The sequence below is a fragment of the Micromonospora sp. IBSANI012 genome (genome assembly GCF_052814045.1).
In genome coordinates this window covers 5860718-5878120 of sequence record NZ_CP199933.1, presented here as the reverse complement: position 1 = coordinate 5878120, position 17403 = coordinate 5860718, and the positions used below count along the sequence as shown (strand labels likewise).

At 69.6% G+C, this 17403-nt stretch carries 13 protein-coding genes; all 13 read left to right on the top strand.

Annotated features, from left to right (window positions below; translation table 11 throughout):
• The first annotated feature begins 160 nt into the window (after positions 1 to 160).
• The 13 genes from rplK to fusA all read left to right on the top strand — a co-directional run bounded on the left by rplK (position 161) and on the right by fusA (position 17224).
• Positions 161 to 592, top strand: a complete 432-nt coding sequence (gene rplK, locus ACTWM8_RS27185) for a 50S ribosomal protein L11 (protein ID WP_446211427.1) — start codon at positions 161 to 163, stop codon at positions 590 to 592.
• Between the two features lie 83 nt (positions 593 to 675).
• Positions 676 to 1392: a 50S ribosomal protein L1 gene (rplA, locus tag ACTWM8_RS27180; protein ID WP_446211426.1), complete on the top strand. Its 717-nt coding sequence runs from the start codon at positions 676 to 678 to the stop codon at positions 1390 to 1392.
• A gap of 79 nt (positions 1393 to 1471) precedes the next feature.
• A complete protein-coding gene (locus ACTWM8_RS27175) occupies positions 1472 to 2287 on the top strand; it encodes an ATP-binding cassette domain-containing protein (protein ID WP_446211425.1) in 816 nt (271 codons plus the stop codon).
• The gene (locus tag ACTWM8_RS27170) at positions 2284 to 2973 is read left to right on the top strand and encodes a hypothetical protein (RefSeq protein WP_446211424.1); all 690 of its coding nucleotides are present in this window, start codon (positions 2284 to 2286) and stop codon (positions 2971 to 2973) included. The genes ACTWM8_RS27175 and ACTWM8_RS27170 overlap by 4 nt, the downstream gene beginning before the upstream one ends.
• Before the next feature lie 348 nt (positions 2974 to 3321).
• Positions 3322 to 3867 (top strand): 50S ribosomal protein L10, encoded by a 546-nt coding sequence (rplJ, locus tag ACTWM8_RS27165; protein ID WP_120729737.1) that lies wholly within the window; start codon positions 3322 to 3324, stop codon positions 3865 to 3867.
• 54 nt (positions 3868 to 3921) lie between these two features.
• Complete coding sequence (gene rplL, locus ACTWM8_RS27160) at positions 3922 to 4305, top strand: 50S ribosomal protein L7/L12 (RefSeq protein WP_088960246.1); 384 nt, start codon at positions 3922 to 3924, stop codon at positions 4303 to 4305.
• Between the two features lie 573 nt (positions 4306 to 4878).
• Positions 4879 to 8310, top strand: a complete 3432-nt coding sequence (gene rpoB, locus ACTWM8_RS27155) for a DNA-directed RNA polymerase subunit beta (protein ID WP_446211423.1) — start codon at positions 4879 to 4881, stop codon at positions 8308 to 8310.
• Between the two features lie 80 nt (positions 8311 to 8390).
• A complete protein-coding gene (locus ACTWM8_RS27150; RefSeq protein WP_280836962.1) occupies positions 8391 to 12278 on the top strand; it encodes a DNA-directed RNA polymerase subunit beta' in 3888 nt (1295 codons plus the stop codon).
• A gap of 118 nt (positions 12279 to 12396) precedes the next feature.
• Positions 12397 to 12765 (top strand): hypothetical protein, encoded by a 369-nt coding sequence (locus tag ACTWM8_RS27145; protein WP_210775460.1) that lies wholly within the window; start codon positions 12397 to 12399, stop codon positions 12763 to 12765.
• Positions 12766 to 13312: 547 nt separating this feature from the next.
• Positions 13313 to 13735 (top strand): hypothetical protein, encoded by a 423-nt coding sequence (locus tag ACTWM8_RS27140; protein WP_446214695.1) that lies wholly within the window; start codon positions 13313 to 13315, stop codon positions 13733 to 13735.
• Positions 13736 to 14205: 470 nt separating this feature from the next.
• A complete protein-coding gene (rpsL, locus tag ACTWM8_RS27135; RefSeq protein WP_007465318.1) occupies positions 14206 to 14580 on the top strand; it encodes a 30S ribosomal protein S12 in 375 nt (124 codons plus the stop codon).
• Between the two features lies 1 nt (position 14581).
• Positions 14582 to 15052: a 30S ribosomal protein S7 gene (gene rpsG, locus ACTWM8_RS27130; protein ID WP_091079418.1), complete on the top strand. Its 471-nt coding sequence runs from the start codon at positions 14582 to 14584 to the stop codon at positions 15050 to 15052.
• Positions 15053 to 15127: 75 nt separating this feature from the next.
• A complete protein-coding gene (gene fusA, locus ACTWM8_RS27125; protein WP_357909998.1) occupies positions 15128 to 17224 on the top strand; it encodes an elongation factor G in 2097 nt (698 codons plus the stop codon).
• Positions 17225 to 17403: the final 179 nt, after the last annotated feature.

Here is a 17403-nt window from a genome sequence, read left to right as displayed (position 1 = left end):
CGGCGTACCCGTTTCCGCCCCTCCGTTGGACCTCGACGGACCTCGACGGACGGGGCGGTGCAACGCTGCGCTACCCTAGAACGTCGTCGCTGTCGCATCGCGCTGACCGTGCGCGCCCGCGGCCCGGCACCTTTCCCAGTTCCAAGCCCCAGGAAGTGACATGCCTCCGAAGAAGAAGCTCGTCAAGACGTTCACGCTTCAGCTGAAGGCGGGCCAGGCCACGCCGGCGCCGCCGGTGGGCCCCGCGCTCGGTCAGCACGGCGTGAACATCATGGAGTTCTGCAAGTCCTACAACGCGCAGACCGAGTCCCAGCGGGGCGACATCGTCCCCGCCGAGATCAGCGTGTACGAGGACCGGACCTTCACCTTCGTCCTGAAGACCCCGCCCGCCGCCCGGCTGCTGCTCAAGGCCGCCGGCGTGGAGAAGGGCTCCGGCGTCCCGCAGAAGGACAAGGTCGGCTCCGTGTCGCAGGCCCAGGTGCGTGAGATCGCCGAGAAGAAGATGGTCGACCTGAACGCCAACGACATCGACCAGGCTGCGAAGATCATCGCCGGCACCGCCCGGTCGATGGGCATCATCGTCAGCGACTGACGTCGTCTGAGCACTCACCCGATCAGTTCGTGGGAGGGCGCGCGATGACCGCGGCCCGCCAGAGACCACAGGAGTAACCAGAAATGCAGCGCAGCAAGAGCTACCGCAAGGCCGCCGACGTCATCGACCGGTCGAAGCTCTACACCCCCGCCGAGGCCGTGAAGCTGGCCAAGGAGACCACCAACGTCAAGTTCGACGCCACGGTCGAGGTCGCGATGCGCCTCGGCGTCGACCCCCGCAAGGCGGACCAGATGGTCCGCGGCACGGTCAACCTGCCGCACGGCACCGGTAAGACCGCCCGCGTGATCGTGTTCGCCGCCGGCGCGAAGGCCGAAGAGGCCGCCGCCGCCGGTGCCGACGAGGTGGGCACGGACGAGCTCGTCGCCCGGATCCAGGGCGGCTGGCTGGACTTCGACGCCGCGATCGCCACCCCCGACCAGATGGCCAAGATCGGCCGGATCGCGCGGATCCTGGGCCCGCGCGGCCTGATGCCGAACCCGAAGACGGGCACGGTGACCATGGACGTCACCAAGGCCGTTCAGGACATCAAGGGCGGCAAGATCACCTTCCGGGTGGACAAGCACTCCAACCTGCACCTGATCATCGGCAAGGCCTCGTTCTCCGAGACCCAGCTGGTGGACAACTACGCCGCCGTCCTCGACGAGGTGCTCCGCGCCAAGCCGTCGGCGGCCAAGGGCACGTACCTCAGGAAGGTCGTCCTCACCACCACCATGGGCCCGGGCGTTCCGGTCGACCCGAAGCTGGTGAAGAACCTGCACGAGGCCCCGGCCGAGGGCTGAGCACGACTCCCACGCAGGGGCCCCGCCACGACTCGTGGCGGGGCCCCTGCCGTTCGTCCGGCTGTGGCAGGCTCGCGGCATGCTGCTGGAGGACGTCTGGCTCCGGTACCACCGGCGCGGCCCGTGGGTGCTGAGGGCGGCGCAGGCCCGGATCGAGCCCGGTGAGGTGGCGGTCGTGCTCGGCCGCAACGGCGTGGGCAAGTCCACCCTGCTCCAGCTCGCGGCCGGGGTGCTCCGGCCCGGCCGGGGCCGGGTCGTCGACCGGCCCCGCCACGTGGGCTGGGTGCCGGAGCGGTTCCCCGCCGACCAGCCCTTCACCGTGGCGGCCTACCTCACCGCGATGGGCCGGGTCGCCGGGCTGTCCCGCTCCGGGGCGGCGCGGGAGGCCGACCGGTGGACCGAGCGGCTGGGCCTGACCCGGTTCCGGGGCGTGAAGCTGCCCGAGCTGTCCAAGGGCACCGCGCAGAAGGTCGGACTGGCCCAGGCGATGCTCCGTCGACCCGGTCTGCTGGTGCTCGACGAGCCCTGGGAGGGCCTGGACTCCGCCGCCCGCGAGCTGGTCCCCGCCCTCGTCGACGAGGTGTCGGCGGCCGGCGGGGCGGTACTGGTCAGCGACCACCGGGGGGAGACCGTCCGGTTGCCGGGCGCCCGCCGCTGGACCGTCGCGGACGGCGTGGTGACCGAGGAGACGTCCGCCGGGGCGGAGCCGATGGCCGTGGTCGAGGTCGCCGTGCCGGCCGCGCGGGTGGCCGGCGCCGTCGCCCGGTTGCGCGCCGAGGGCCACCACGTCCTGCGGGTACGCCCCGACGCCGCCCCGCCGGCCGCCGGGTCACCCGAGCCGGCGGCGGGGGAGGTTGTCGGAGCGGACGGCCCGGCGCGGGAGGTGTCCCGGTGAGCGCGCTGGTGCGGCTGCGGCTGGCCGGCTTCCTGCGTACCGGGCGGGCGCTGGCGCCGCTGCTGGCCGGCCTGCTCGCCCTCGGCGTCCTGTACGGCGGCGGCCGGGCCCAGCCGGCGGAGGCGTACGGCGTCTCCGCGGTGGTGCTCTTCCCGGTGCTGGCCTGGCAGACCAGGATCCTGCTCGACGTGGAGCCGGATGTGCAGCGCCGGTTGGCCCTGGTCGTGGTCGGCCCGGCCCGGGAGCGCGCGGCCGGCCTGCTGGCGGCGACGGTGGCCGCGCTCGGCACCGTGGCCGTCGCGATGATCTTCCCCTGGCTGGTCGGCGGGGTGACCGGCCCGGCGGGCCCGGGGGACCGGTCGCTGGTGGTGGGCCTCGCCCTCGGGCTCTGGGCCCACCTGCTGGCCCTGCCGGCGGCGGTGGCACTCGGCGCCCTGGCCAGCCGGGCGGTCACCGGCAGCGCGGGCTACGGCGTGGCCGTGCTGGCCCTGGGCGCGGTCGGCGCCCTGGTCCTCGGTCTGAGCGGCTCGGTGGCGCCCTGGCTGGCGCCGCCGGTGATGGCGACCGCCCGGGCGTTGACCGGCCCGCTGGCCGTCTCGACGGCGCTGCTGCTCACCGCCGGCGCGCTGGCCTGGGCGGCGGTGGCCCTGGCCGGCTACGTCTGGCGGCGCCGGGTCCGCCCCTGAAGCGGGCCGGCCCGCCGCGGGAGGTGCCGCGGCCGGAGTGACCGGGCGCACGTGGGGGGCGATTTGGTGCTCACCGTCGCGTGCCGTAACCTGGTGACGAAGTTCCACCCAGAGACCGCTGGTCACCGTGCTCCGGCACGGTCGAAGGTCCCGCGATGACGGGCGACCCGCGCAGGGCGGTAAGCGAAATCGGCTCTTCCCGTGGTCCGCTGACCATGGTGATAGTGCCGGCCCTCGCCCCGTGCGCCCTGCGCCGGGGCTTTTCTCGTTGTCGTGATCCTCCGCCGCCGTCCCAGGCCTCCCGGCCTGCCGACGGCGACCAGCCTCGAGCAACGAGAGAGGAGGGACATGGCGGACAAGCCGATCCGGGCCGACAAGGCCACGGCCGTCGCTGAGCTGACCGAGAGCTTCCGTAACGCGGGCGCTGCGGTGCTGACCGAGTACCGTGGTCTGACGGTTTCCCAGCTCACCCAGCTGCGGCGCTCGCTCGGCAAGGAGACCACCTACACGGTCGCGAAGAACACGCTGGCCAAGCGTGCCGCGACCGAGGCGGGCATCTCCGGCCTCGACGAGCTGTTCACCGGTCCTACCGCGCTGACTTTCGTTTCGGGCGACGTCGTCGAGGCGGCGAAGGGGCTTCGCGACTTCGCGAAGGCCAACCCGAAGCTCGTCATCAAGGGCGGTGTCTTCGAGGGCAAGGCCATTTCCGCGGCCGAGGTCACGAAGCTCGCCGACCTGGAGTCCCGTGAGGTGCTGCTGGCCAAGCTGGCCGGCGCGATGAAGGGCAACCTGAGCAAGGCCGCGGCCCTGTTCCAGGCTCCGCTCTCCAAGACCGCCCGTCTGGCGGCCGCCCTGCAGGACAAGCGCGAGAAGGAGGGCGCCGAGGCGGCCTGAGGCCTCCCGGCGCACCCAGTTCTTACCTAACAGATTCAGGAAAGGACGCCAGACATGGCGAAGCTCAGCACCGACGAGCTGCTCGACGCGTTCAAGGAGATGACGCTGATCGAGCTCTCCGAGTTCGTGAAGCAGTTCGAGGAGACCTTCGAGGTCACCGCCGCCGCTCCGGTCGCGGTCGCCGCTGCCGGTGGCGCTGCTGCCCCGGCCGAGGCCGAGCCGGAGAAGGACGAGTTCGACGTCGTCCTCGAGGGTGACGGTGGCAAGAAGATCCAGGTCATCAAGGTCGTGCGTGAGCTGACCGGCCTGGGCCTCAAGGAGGCCAAGGACGCGGTCGAGTCCGCGCCGAAGGCCATCCTGGAGAAGGTCAACAAGGAGACCGCCGAGAAGGCCAAGGCCAAGCTCGAGGGCGAGGGCGCCAAGGTCACCCTCAAGTAATTGAGGTACGACCAGGCGCGCGTCCGGCTCACGTGAGCCGGGGCACACCGCATCGCGGCGGGCGGTGATCCGGGAACGGATCACCGCCCGCTGTGGTTGGTGGCTACCGGTGGCAGCGGCGTGAGCAGGACGTCCGGCACCCGGCGTACGGCACCACGGCGGTGCCCGACGGTGGTCCCGGAGCGGGAAAGAGGGCGGCGACCCGACACGGGCCCTTGACGCGGCACCGGACTCCCAGGCACGCTGACACCAGCAAGACCTTCCGCGCTTGCGACGGCCACCACTTGGGTAATGGCAGCGGCAGCACCACCCGCCGCGACACCCGAGCGGCCCGCAGGAACGCCGCGTTCCGAGCGGCCCGGCAGACCCGGTTTCCCGGGTCCCGAGGCACGTTCCGCGACGACCTGCGGGGTGGGCTGGACAGCGGTTAGCCTCTCGGCTACACTGCTAGTTTGCGCTGCCTTCCGACTTGACCCCTGCTCGGAAATGTCCGTTTACGGATATTTCTGGTGGGGTCATTGGAGTGCACGCGTACCAGCCGTTCTGCAGCACCGGTCCTCGGAAGGACGCATCTTGGCAGCTTCCCGCCCTGCGAAGACCAGTCGTACGTCGAGCGCTTTCGCTCCCCGCCGAGTTTCTTTCGGCAGGATCACCGAACACCTCGAGGTCCCCAACCTCCTCGCCATTCAGAACGAGTCCTTCGACTGGCTCGTCGGCAACGAGGCTTGGCAGGGCCGGTCGGCGGACGACCCGCACGCACGATCGGGTCTCGCGGAGATCCTCGACGAGATCAGTCCCATTGAGGACTTCTCCGGCACCATGTCGCTCTCCTTCTCGGCTCCGCGCTTCGACGAGGTCAAGGCCTCGATCGAGGAGTGCAAGGAGAAGGACCTGACCTACTGCGCGCCGCTGTTCGTGACCGCGGAGTTCACCAACAACACCACTGGCGAGATCAAGAGCCAGACGGTGTTCATGGGTGACTTCCCGATGATGACGCCGAAGGGCACCTTCATCATCAACGGCACCGAGCGCGTCGTGGTCAGCCAGCTCGTCCGGTCCCCGGGCGTCTACTTCGACAAGCAGCCGGACAAGACCTCCGACCGCGACCTCTCCAGCGTCAAGGTCATCCCGAGCCGGGGTGCCTGGCTGGAGTTCGACATCGACAAGCGCGACACGGTCGGCGTTCGCATCGACCGCAAGCGTCGGCAGGCCGTCACGGTCCTGCTCAAGGCCATCGGATGGTCGGCCGAGCAGATCCGTGAGCGGTTCGGCTGGTCCGAGCTGATGATGACCACGCTCGAGAAGGACCACATCGCCGGCCAGGACGAGGCGCTGCTCGACATCTACCGGAAGCTCCGCCCTGGCGAGCCGCCGACCCGTGAGAACGCCCAGACCCTGCTCGACAACCTCTTCTTCAACCCGAAGCGGTACGACGTCGCCAAGGTCGGTCGTTACAAGTTCAACAAGAAGCTCGAAGTGGGCGTGCCGATCACCACCGGCACGCTGACCGAGGACGACATCGTCGCCACCGTGGAGTACCTCTGCCGGCTGCACGCCGGTGAGGACGGCTACGAGGCCGACGACATCGACCACTTCGGCAACCGGCGCCTGCGTACGGTCGGCGAGCTGATCCAGAACCAGGTCCGGGTCGGCCTGTCCCGGATGGAGCGGGTCGTCCGCGAGCGGATGACCACGCAGGACGTCGAGGCGATCACGCCGCAGACCCTGATCAACATCCGCCCGGTGGTGGCGGCGATCAAGGAGTTCTTCGGTACGTCGCAGCTGTCCCAGTTCATGGACCAGACCAACCCGCTGGCGGGCCTGACCCACCGGCGCCGGCTGAGCGCGCTCGGCCCGGGTGGTCTGTCCCGGGAGCGGGCCGGCTTCGAGGTCCGTGACGTGCACCCGTCCCACTACGGCCGGATGTGCCCGATCGAGACGCCGGAAGGCCCGAACATCGGCCTGATCGGTGCGCTCTCCACCTTCGCCCGGGTCAACCCGTTCGGCTTCATCGAGACGCCGTACCGGAAGGTCGTCGAGGGTCGGGTCACCGACCAGATCGACTACCTGACCGCCGACGAGGAGGACCGGTACGTCAAGGCGCAGGCCAACGCGCCGCTCAAGGCCGACGGCACCTTCGCCGAGGACCGGGTCCTGTGCCGCCGTAAGGGCGGCGAGACCGAGGACGTCGTTCCCGGCGCCGTCGACTACATGGACGTCTCGCCGCGGCAGATGACCTCGGTCGCGACCGCGATGATCCCGTTCCTCGAGCACGACGACGCCAACCGGGCCCTGATGGGCGCGAACATGCAGCGTCAGGCGGTGCCGCTGGTCAAGGCCGAGTCGCCGCTGGTCGGTACGGGCATGGAGTACCGGGCCGCCGTCGACGCCGGTGACGTCGTCGTCGCCGAGGTCGGTGGTGTGATCGAGGACCTCTGCGCCGACTACATCACCATCCACCAGGACGACGGCCACCGCCGGACGTACCTGCTGCACAAGTTCCGCCGCTCCAACGCCGGCTCCTGCGTCAACCAGAAGCCGGTCGTCTTCGAGGGCGACCGCGTCGAGGCCGGCCAGGTCATCGCCGACGGTCCGTGCACCGACGAGGGCGAGATGGCGCTCGGGCGCAACCTGCTGGTGGCGTTCATGTGCTGGGAGGGCCACAACTACGAGGACGCGATCATCCTGTCGCAGCGCCTCGTGCAGCAGGACGTGCTCACCTCGATCCACATCGAGGAGCACGAGGTCGACGCCCGGGACACCAAGCTCGGCCCGGAGGAGATCACCCGCGACATCCCGAACGTCAGCGAGGAAATGCTCGCGGACCTCGACGAGCGCGGCATCATCCGGATCGGCGCCGAGGTCGTCCCCGGCGACATCCTGGTCGGCAAGGTCACGCCCAAGGGCGAGACCGAGCTGACCCCGGAGGAGCGGCTGCTCCGCGCGATCTTCGGTGAGAAGGCGCGCGAGGTCCGGGACACCTCGCTGAAGGTGCCGCACGGCGAGACCGGCACGGTCATCGGTGTGCGTACCTTCTCCCGCGAGGACGGCGACGAGCTGCCGCCGGGCGTCAACGAGCTGGTGCGGGTCTACGTCGCCCAGAAGCGGAAGATCCAGGACGGCGACAAGCTCGCCGGCCGGCACGGCAACAAGGGCGTCATCTCCAAGATCCTGCCGGTCGAGGACATGCCGTTCCTGGAGGACGGCACGCCCGTCGACATCGTGCTCAACCCGCTGGGTGTGCCTTCCCGGATGAACATCGGCCAGGTGCTCGAAACCCACCTCGGCTGGGTCGCCAAGACCGGCTGGAGCGTGGAGGGCGACGACGCGGGGTGGAAGAAGGCGCTGCGCTCGATCGACGCCCACGAGTCCGAGCCGGACACCAACGTGGCCACGCCGGTCTTCGACGGTGCCCGCGAGGAGGAGATTTCCGGTCTGCTCGCGTCGACCCTGCCCAACCGGGACGGCAAGCAGCTGATCGGGTCCTCCGGCAAGGCGCAGCTGTTCGACGGTCGTTCCGGCGAGCCGCTGCCGGACCCGATCGCGGTCGGCTACATCTACATCCTGAAGCTCAACCACCTGGTCGACGACAAGATCCACGCCCGGTCGACCGGCCCGTACTCGATGATCACGCAGCAGCCGCTGGGTGGTAAGGCGCAGTTCGGTGGTCAGCGCTTCGGTGAGATGGAGTGCTGGGCCATGCAGGCGTACGGCGCCGCCTACGCCCTGCAGGAGCTGCTGACCATCAAGTCCGACGACGTCCTGGGCCGGGTCAAGGTCTACGAGGCGATCGTCAAGGGCGAGAACATCCCCGAGCCGGGCATCCCGGAGTCGTTCAAGGTGCTGCTCAAGGAGCTGCAGTCGCTGTGCCTCAACGTCGAGGTGCTCTCCAGCGACGGCGTGGCCCTGGAGATGCGCGAGACCGACGACGAGGTGTTCCGGGCCGCGGAGGAGCTGGGCATCGACCTGTCCCGGCGCGAGCCGAGCTCGGTCGAAGAGGTCTGAGGTGAGCGGTCGGGAGCCGGCTCGCCGGCTCCCGACCCCACCCACTAGCTAGCAGTACAGACGACGACATAGGGGACATAGTGCTCGACGTCAACTTCTTCGACGAGTTGCGCATCGGCCTCGCCACCGCCGACGACATCCGTCAGTGGTCGCACGGTGAGGTCAAGAAGCCTGAGACGATCAACTACCGCACCCTGAAGCCGGAAAAGGACGGGCTCTTCTGCGAGAAGATCTTCGGTCCGCAGCGGGACTGGGAGTGCTACTGCGGTAAGTACAAGCGGGTCCGCTTCAAGGGCATCATCTGCGAGCGCTGCGGCGTCGAGGTGACCCGTTCCAAGGTCCGTCGTGAGCGGATGGGGCACATCGAGCTCGCCGCTCCGGTGACCCACATCTGGTACTTCAAGGGCGTGCCGAGCCGGCTGGGCTACCTGCTGGACCTCGCCCCCAAGGACCTCGAAAAGATCATCTACTTCGCCTCGTACGTCGTGACGAGCGTGGACGCCGAGTCGCGTCACCGTGACCTCTCGACCATCGAGAACGAGATCCTGGCCGAGAAGCGGCAGTCCGAGAACAGCCGCGACTCGGAGATCGAGAAGCGGGCCGCCAAGCTCGAGGCCGACCTGGCCGAGCTGGAGGCCGAGGGTGCCAAGGCGGACGTCCGGCGCAAGGTCAAGGAGGGCGGAGAGCGCGAGATGCGCCAGATCCGCGACCGGGCCCAGCGCGAGATCGACCGCCTCGACGAGGTGCTGGACACCTTCCGCAAGCTGGAGCCGAAGCAGCTGGTCACCGACGAGCTGCTCTACCGCGAGCTGCGCGACCGGTTCGGCGAGTACTTCACCGGCGGCATGGGCGCCGAGGCCATCAAGGCGCTGGTCCAGAACATGGACCTCGACGCCGAGGCCGAGAGCCTGCGCGAGACCATCCGCTCCGGCAAGGGCCAGCGGAAGATCCGGGCGCTCAAGCGGCTCAAGGTCGTCGCGGCGTTCCTGAACACCCGCAACTCGCCGCTCGGCATGGTGCTGGACTGCGTCCCGGTCATCCCGCCGGACCTGCGCCCGATGGTGCAGCTCGACGGTGGCCGCTTCGCGACCTCCGACCTGAACGACCTGTACCGCCGTGTGATCAACCGGAACAACCGCCTCAAGCGGCTGATCGACCTCGGCGCGCCCGAGATCATCGTCAACAACGAGAAGCGGATGCTCCAGGAGGCCGTCGACGCGCTGTTCGACAACGGCCGTCGCGGCCGGCCGGTCACCGGTCCGGGTAACCGCCCGCTCAAGTCGCTGTCCGACATGCTCAAGGGCAAGCAGGGCCGGTTCCGCCAGAACCTGCTCGGCAAGCGCGTCGACTACTCCGGCCGTTCGGTCATCGTGGTCGGCCCGAAGCTGAAGCTGCACCAGTGCGGCCTGCCCAAGCAGATGGCGCTGGAGCTGTTCAAGCCGTTCGTGATGAAGCGGCTGGTGGACCTCAACCACGCCCAGAACATCAAGTCCGCCAAGCGGATGGTCGAGCGGCAGCGGCCGGTCGTGTGGGACGTGCTGGAAGAGGTCATCGGCGAGCACCCGGTGCTGCTGAACCGCGCGCCGACCCTGCACCGCCTGGGCATCCAGGCCTTCGAGCCGCAGCTGGTCGAGGGCAAGGCGATCCAGATCCACCCGCTCGTCTGCACCGCGTTCAACGCGGACTTCGACGGTGACCAGATGGCGGTGCACGTGCCGCTGTCCGCCGAGGCCCAGGCCGAGGCGCGGATCCTGATGCTGTCGTCGAACAACATCCTCAAGCCGGCCGACGGCAAGCCGGTCACCATGCCCACCCAGGACATGGTCATCGGTCTCTACCACCTCACCCACCTCACCCCGGGTGGCAAGGGCGAGGGCCGGGCGTTCAGCTCGGACGCCGAGGCGCGGATGGCGTTCGACAGCGGCGAGCTGCACCTGCAGACCCCGGTCAAGATCCGGCTGCGTGGCGTGGTCGGTGTCGACAACGGCGCCGGCGCCGAGCCGTGGGTCGCGCCCGAGGGCTGGGCCGAGGGCGAGCCGCTGACCGTGGAGACCACGCTGGGCCGGGTCCTGTTCAACGAGACGCTGCCGCAGGGCTACCGCTTCGTGAACTACGAGATCCGCAAGGGCCAGCTCTCCGCGATCGTCAACGACCTCGCCGAGCGCTTCCCGAAGGTGGCTCTCGCGGCCACCCTGGACGGGCTCAAGGAGGCCGGTTTCCACTGGGCCACCTGGTCCGGCGTCACCATCGGCATGGAGGACGTCATCGCGCCGCCGCGCAAGCGGGAGATCCTGGCGCGGTACGAGAAGGACGCCGACCAGATCGACAAGCAGTACCAGCGTGGTCTGATGACCGCCGAGGAGCGTCGCGGCGAGCTCATCGAGATCTGGACCAAGGCGACCAACGAGGTCGCCAAGGAGATGGACACCGCGCTGCCGCAGGAGAACCCGCTGTGGAAGATGATCAACTCGGGTGCCCGCGGTAACCTGCTCCAGCTCCGGCAGATCGCGGCGATCCGTGGTCTGGTGGCCAACCCGAAGGGCGAGATCATCCCGCGGCCGATCAAGGCCAGCTACCGGGAGGGTCTGTCCGTGCTGGAGTACTTCATCTCCACGCACGGTGCCCGTAAGGGTCTCGCCGACACCGCGCTGCGGACCGCCGACTCGGGTTACCTGACCCGTCGTCTGGTGGACGTCTCGCAGGACGTGATCATCCGCGAGGAGGACTGCGGCACCGACCGGGCGATCCCGATGCAGATCGGCGAGCGGCTGGACAGCAAGCTGGTCGTGCACACGCACGCGGAGACCAGCGTGCACGCCCGGACCCTGGCCGACGACATCAAGGGGCCGGACGGCACCGTGGTGGCGCAGCGCGGCCAGGACCTCAACTCGATCCTGGTCGACAAGATCGTCGCCGCCGGGGTGGAGACGGTCCGGGTGCGCAGCGTGCTCACCTGCGAGTCGAAGCTGGGCGTCTGCGCGGCCTGCTACGGCCGTTCACTGCCGACCGGCAAGTCGGTCGACATCGGCGAGGCGGTCGGCATCATCGCCGCCCAGTCGATCGGTGAGCCGGGTACGCAGCTGACGATGCGTACCTTCCACACCGGTGGTGTCGCGGGTGAGGACATCACCCAGGGTCTGCCCCGTGTCCAGGAGATCTTCGAGGCCCGGATCCCGAAGGGCAAGGCGCCCATCGCCGACACCCCGGGCCGGGTCCGGATCGAGGACGGCGAGCGGTCCCGGAAGATCATCGTGGTGCCGGACGACGGCAGCGACGAGATCGTCTACGACAAGATCTCCAAGCGGGTCAAGCTGCGGACCCACGACGGGGACCACGTCGAGGTCGGCGAGAAGCTCACCGAGGGCACCATCGACCCGCACGAGCTGCTCCGCATCCTCGGCCCGCGCGCGGTCCAGGTCCACCTGACCCAGGAGGTCCAGGAGGTCTACCGCTCGCAGGGTGTGCTCATCCACGACAAGCACATCGAGATCATCATCCGCCAGATGCTCAAGCGGGTGACGGTCATCGACTCCGGCTCGACCGAGTTCCTGCCGGGCGTGCTGGTCGACCGGGCGCTGTTCGAGTCGGAGAACCGCCGGCTCGTCGGCGAGGGTGGCGAGCCCGCCGCCGGTCGCCCGGTGCTGATGGGTATCACCAAGGCCTCGCTGGCCACCGACTCCTGGCTCTCGGCGGCCTCCTTCCAGGAGACCACCCGGGTGCTGACCGACGCGGCGATCAACTCGCGCAGCGACTCGCTCGTCGGCCTCAAGGAGAACGTGATCATCGGTAAGCTCATCCCGGCCGGTACGGGCATCAGCAAGTACCGCAACGTCCGGGTCGAGCCGACCGAGGAGGCGAAGGCCAAGGTCTACTCGATGACCGGCTACCCGGAGACCGACTACGGCTTCGGGCCGGCCAGCGGGCAGGCTGTGCCGCTGGACGACTTCGACTTCGGGTCGTACCGCTAAGCAGTGACCGACGAGGCCCCCGGCGTGACCGCCGGGGGCCTCGTCGTGTTCCGGGGTGGGTCGGCCCTCGGGGCCGAGGTGGCCGGTCCCGGGGTGCGCCGGCGGGCATGATGGGGGTATGACGACCGCTCCCGGGCAGCTGCCCGTGGCGCACCAGCCGCCACGCCACCCGCTCGACCCCGACCCGGCGCCCGCGACGAAGGCCCGCGCCGTCTTCGCGCTGGGCCTGATCGGGGCGCTGACCGGGCTGTTCATCGGTGGGGTGGTGCCCGCGACGGTGGCGCTCCAGCTCGCCCGGCAGGCCCGGCGGGAGGCGTACGCCTCCGGCGGGTATCTCACCGGCGCGGCCTGGCTGCGGCAGGGGGAGCGGCTGGCCTGGGCGGGCCTGGTGCTGGTCGCGGTCGCCGTGGTGACGCTGGTGGTGATCGGCGTGGTCCGGCTGGCCGACGCCCCGTTCGGGCAGGACTACGCCCCGAACGTGGACTGAGCGCCGGTGATCGTGCGGGCCCTGCGGGGCGGTGCGCGCCGGCGGTAGCCTGGCCGGTGTCCGTCGCGCGGCGAGGGATCTGGCTTGTCGACAGGAGGACCACGTGACGGAACCGGCGCCGCCGTCGGGAGCCGACCCGGGCGGCCAGCCCGCCGGGCCCCCGGAGACGGGTGCGCCCGGGTCCGCCAATGCGGCCCCGCCCGCGACCGCCGCACCCGAGGTGTCGCCCTGGTCGGCGCCGGGAGCCGCCGCAGGCGACCGGTCGAACCCGGCCGCCGGCACGCCGCCGGAGGCCACCCCCATCGGGTACGCGTCGCCGCCGGCGCCGGCGTACCCCGGGCAGTTGTCGCCGGGTCAGCCCTTCGGTGGTCACCCCGGGCAGTTCTCGCCGGCGCAGCCGGGTCAGGTGTCCGGTGGTCACCCCGGGCAGTTCTCGCCGGGGCAGCCGGGCCAGGTGTCCGGGCCGTACCCGGGGCCGTCTCCGCTTCCTGCGGGGGCGTACCTCGGTGGGACGCCGGGCGGTGGGTGGCCGGCCGGTCCGGGGTGGTTGCCCCCGCCGCCGCGCGAGGCACCCAAACCGCCCAAGCGGGTCGATCCGGTACCGGGCACCCCTTTCGGGGTGGTTCACCTCGACGTGCCGGCGGTGACCTCCGGTCCGGCGGTGGGTTCGCTGGTGGCCGGGGTGGTGTCGATCCTGGTGTCGGTGCTGGTGGTCTGCTTCGGTGTCGTGGCGGCGCGGTACGGCGGGGCCTGGGCGGCCGGCGCGTTCACCGTGCCGGGCGTGCTGGCCGGGGCCGCCGCGATCGTGGCCGGGCTGCTGGCCCGGCGGCAGATCGGGCGGGCGGCGCCGCCGCCAGCGGTCCGGTTCACCGGGCGGGGGCTGGCCACGGCGGGGATCAGCTGCGGGGCGACCGGTCTGCTGCTCTGCCTGGCGGGCCTGGGGCTGGCGTTGCTGCTGCAGTTCGGGTGACGGCGGTCGCGGCGGGGGCGACGGGCCGCTTCCGCGGGCAGCCGGTACACTTGGAGCCGTAGGTGCCCACCACGGGCGAGCAGGCGCCACGGGGCGGGCGACCGGCGGGGTTTGAGATCCGCCGGACCATTCCGTTTTGACCTGCGAGGCTGTGGTAGGTACTCTTTCCCCTTGTGCCCGGGCCCGCCCGGGCAACTCGTGCGTGCGCGGGTCCCGGTTCATCCGGTGATCGAGCGGCCGTACGACACAGTCCAAGACCCGGCGCACGGTCCACCGCGTGCCGGCGAACAGAACCCGGTGCGGAGCGCGAGCGACGGCACCGGGACCGTGATTTGGGCGACACGCCCGACCGCGGGTGCCGGGACCTCCGTGAGGTGGCCCTGGTCGGAATGTAGGAGAGCCGTCCATCAGGTCGGCTAACGAGCAGACGGCGCGGCCGCGTGAGCGGCCGAAGGGAGCGGAGAAACCCGGTGCCCACCATCCAGCAGCTGGTCCGAAAGGGCCGCCAGGCCAAGACGACCAAGACCAAGACCCCGGCGCTGAAGGGCAGCCCTCAGCGGCGCGGTGTGTGCACCCGCGTGTACACCACCACCCCCAAGAAGCCGAACTCGGCGCTCCGCAAGGTCGCTCGTGTCAAGCTCAGCAGCCAGATCGAGGTGACCGCCTACATCCCGGGCGTCGGTCACAACCTGCAGGAGCACTCGATCGTGCTCGTCCGCGGCGGCCGGGTGAAGGACCTCCCCGGCGTGCGTTACAAGATCGTCCGCGGTTCGCTGGACACCCAGGGTGTCCGCAACCGCAAGCAGGCGCGCAGCCGGTACGGCGCGAAGAAGGAGAAGAGCTGACATGCCGCGTAAGGGACCCGCTCCGCGGAAGCCGCTGGTCGCTGACCCGGTGTACAACTCGCCGTTGGTCACCCAGCTGGTGAACAAGATCCTGCTGCGCGGCAAGCGTCAGCTCGCCGAGCGCATCGTGTACGCCGCCCTGGAGGGCTGCCGCGAGAAGAGCGGCACCGACCCGGTCGTCACGCTCAAGCGCGCGATGGACAACGTCAAGCCGACCCTCGAGGTCCGCAGCCGCCGTGTCGGTGGCGCGACCTACCAGGTGCCGGTCGAGGTCCGTCCGGCCCGCGCGACCACTCTCGGTCTGCGCTGGCTGGTGACCTACTCCAAGGCCCGTCGTGAGAAGACCATGGTCGAGCGGCTGATGAACGAGCTGCTGGACGCGAGCAACGGTCTGGGTGCCGCCGTCAAGCGGCGCGAGGACACGCACAAGATGGCCGAGTCCAACAAGGCCTTCGCGCACTACCGCTGGTAACACCCTGGTTCCGGCGCCGGACCGGCGCCGGAACCGCCACCAGTTGAGTCGAGACGACGATAAGTAGGGATTGAAGTGGCCGCCGCAGACGCGCTCGCCAACGTACGCAACATCGGCATCATGGCGCACATCGATGCCGGTAAGACCACGACCACCGAGCGGATCCTGTTCTACACCGGTATCACGTACAAGATCGGTGAGGTCCACGAGGGCGCTGCCGTCATGGACTGGATGGAGCAGGAGCAGGAGCGTGGTATCACCATCACCTCCGCTGCCACCAAGTGTGAGTGGAAGGGCCACACGATCCAGATCATCGACACGCCCGGTCACGTCGACTTCACGGTCGAGGTCGAGCGGTCGCTGCGGGTGCTGGACGGTGCGGTCGCGGTCTACGACGGTGTCGCCGGCGTGGAGCCGCAGACGGAGAACGTCTGGCGTCAGGCCGACAAGTACCACGTCCCCCGGATGTGCTTCGTCAACAAGCTCGACCGGACCGGTGCCGACTTCTTCCGCTGCGTGCAGATGATGATCGACCGGCTCAACGCCACCCCGCTGGTGCTCCAGATCCCGATCGGCCTCGAGGGCGACCACATCGGCGTCGTCGACCTGATCGGCATGCGCGCCCTCACCTGGCGCGGGGAGACCCAGAAGGGTGAGGACTACGCCATCGAGGAGATCCCGGCCGAGCTGGCCGACTCCGCGGCGGAGTGGCGCGAGAAGCTGATGGAGACCCTGGCCGACGTCGACGACTCGGTGATGGAGAAGTACCTGGAGGGCGAGGAGATCTCCGTCGAGGAGATCAAGGCCGCCATCCGTCGGGCCACCATCGCCAGCAAGGCCAACCCGGTGCTCTGCGGCTCGGCGTTCAAGAACAAGGGCGTGCAGCCCATGCTCGACGCCGTCGTCGACTTCCTGCCGTCGCCGCTGGACGTTCCGGCGATCGAGGGTACGGCCACCGACGGCGAGACCCCGATGCAGCGGAAGCCGTCCAAGTCGGAGCCCTTCTCCGGCCTGGCCTTCAAGATCCAGACCGACAAGCACCTCGGCAAGCTCACCTACGTCCGGGTCTACTCCGGCGTGGTCGAGACCGGTACCCAGGTGGTCAACTCCACGAAGGACCGCAAGGAGCGGATCGGCAAGATCTACCAGATGCACGCCAACAAGCGGGAAGAGCGCAGCTCGGCCCAGGCTGGCGACATCATCGCGGTGCAGGGTCTCAAGCAGACCACCACCGGTGACACCCTCTGCGACCCGGCGAACCCGGTCATCCTGGAGTCGATGACCTTCCCGGAGCCGGTCATCGAGGTCGCGATCGAGCCGAAGACCAAGGCCGACCAGGAGAAGCTCAGCACCGCCATCCAGCGGCTGGCCGAGGAGGACCCGACCTTCCGCGTCAAGCTGGACGAGGAGACCGGTCAGACGGTCATCTCCGGCATGGGCGAGCTGCACCTGGACATCCTGGTGGACCGGATGCGCCGCGAGTTCAACGTCGAGGCGAACATCGGCAAGCCGCAGGTGGCCTACCGCGAGACGATCCGCCGCAAGGTGGAGAAGATCGAGTACACCCACAAGAAGCAGACCGGTGGTTCCGGCCAGTACGCCCGCGTGATCGTGAGCGTCGAGCCGCTGCCGCTGGACAACGACTCGCCGACCTACGAGTTCGCCAACGCCGTCACCGGTGGCCGCATCCCCCGGGAGTTCATCCCCTCGGTGGACGCGGGTGCCCAGGACGCGATGCAGTACGGCATCCTCGCCGGCTTCCCGCTGGTGGGTGTCAAGCTGACGCTGCTGGACGGTCAGTACCACGAGGTCGACTCGTCGGAAATGGCATTCAAGATCGCCGGCTCGATGGTGATGAAGGAGGCGGCCCGCAAGGCCGACCCCGCGCTCCTCGAGCCGATGATGGCCGTTGAAGTCACCACTCCTGAGGAGAACATGGGTGACGTCATCGGCGACCTCAACTCCCGGCGCGGCATCATCCAGGCGATGGAGGAGCGCAGCGGCGCCCGTATCGTCCGGGCCCTGGTGCCGCTGTCGGAGATGTTCGGCTACGTCGGCGACCTGCGGTCGAAGACCCAGGGCCGGGCTAGCTACAGCATGCAGTTCGACTCCTACGCCGAGGTTCCGCAGAGCGTGGCGAAGGAGATCATCGCCAAGGCGACTGGTGAGTGACGCTCACCTGAGTTGATCCGATGGTTCGAGGCTGGTCGCGGGAGGGCACTCCCCGCCCGTGGCCACCTCGATCGGGTTGTGTGAGACCGGGCCTGTAGGCTTCATCGCCGCAGAACCCACCAAAGCTCTCCGGCCGTCAGGCCGGAAAGGCTGTCGACAGAGTCCTAAGCGCCAATCGG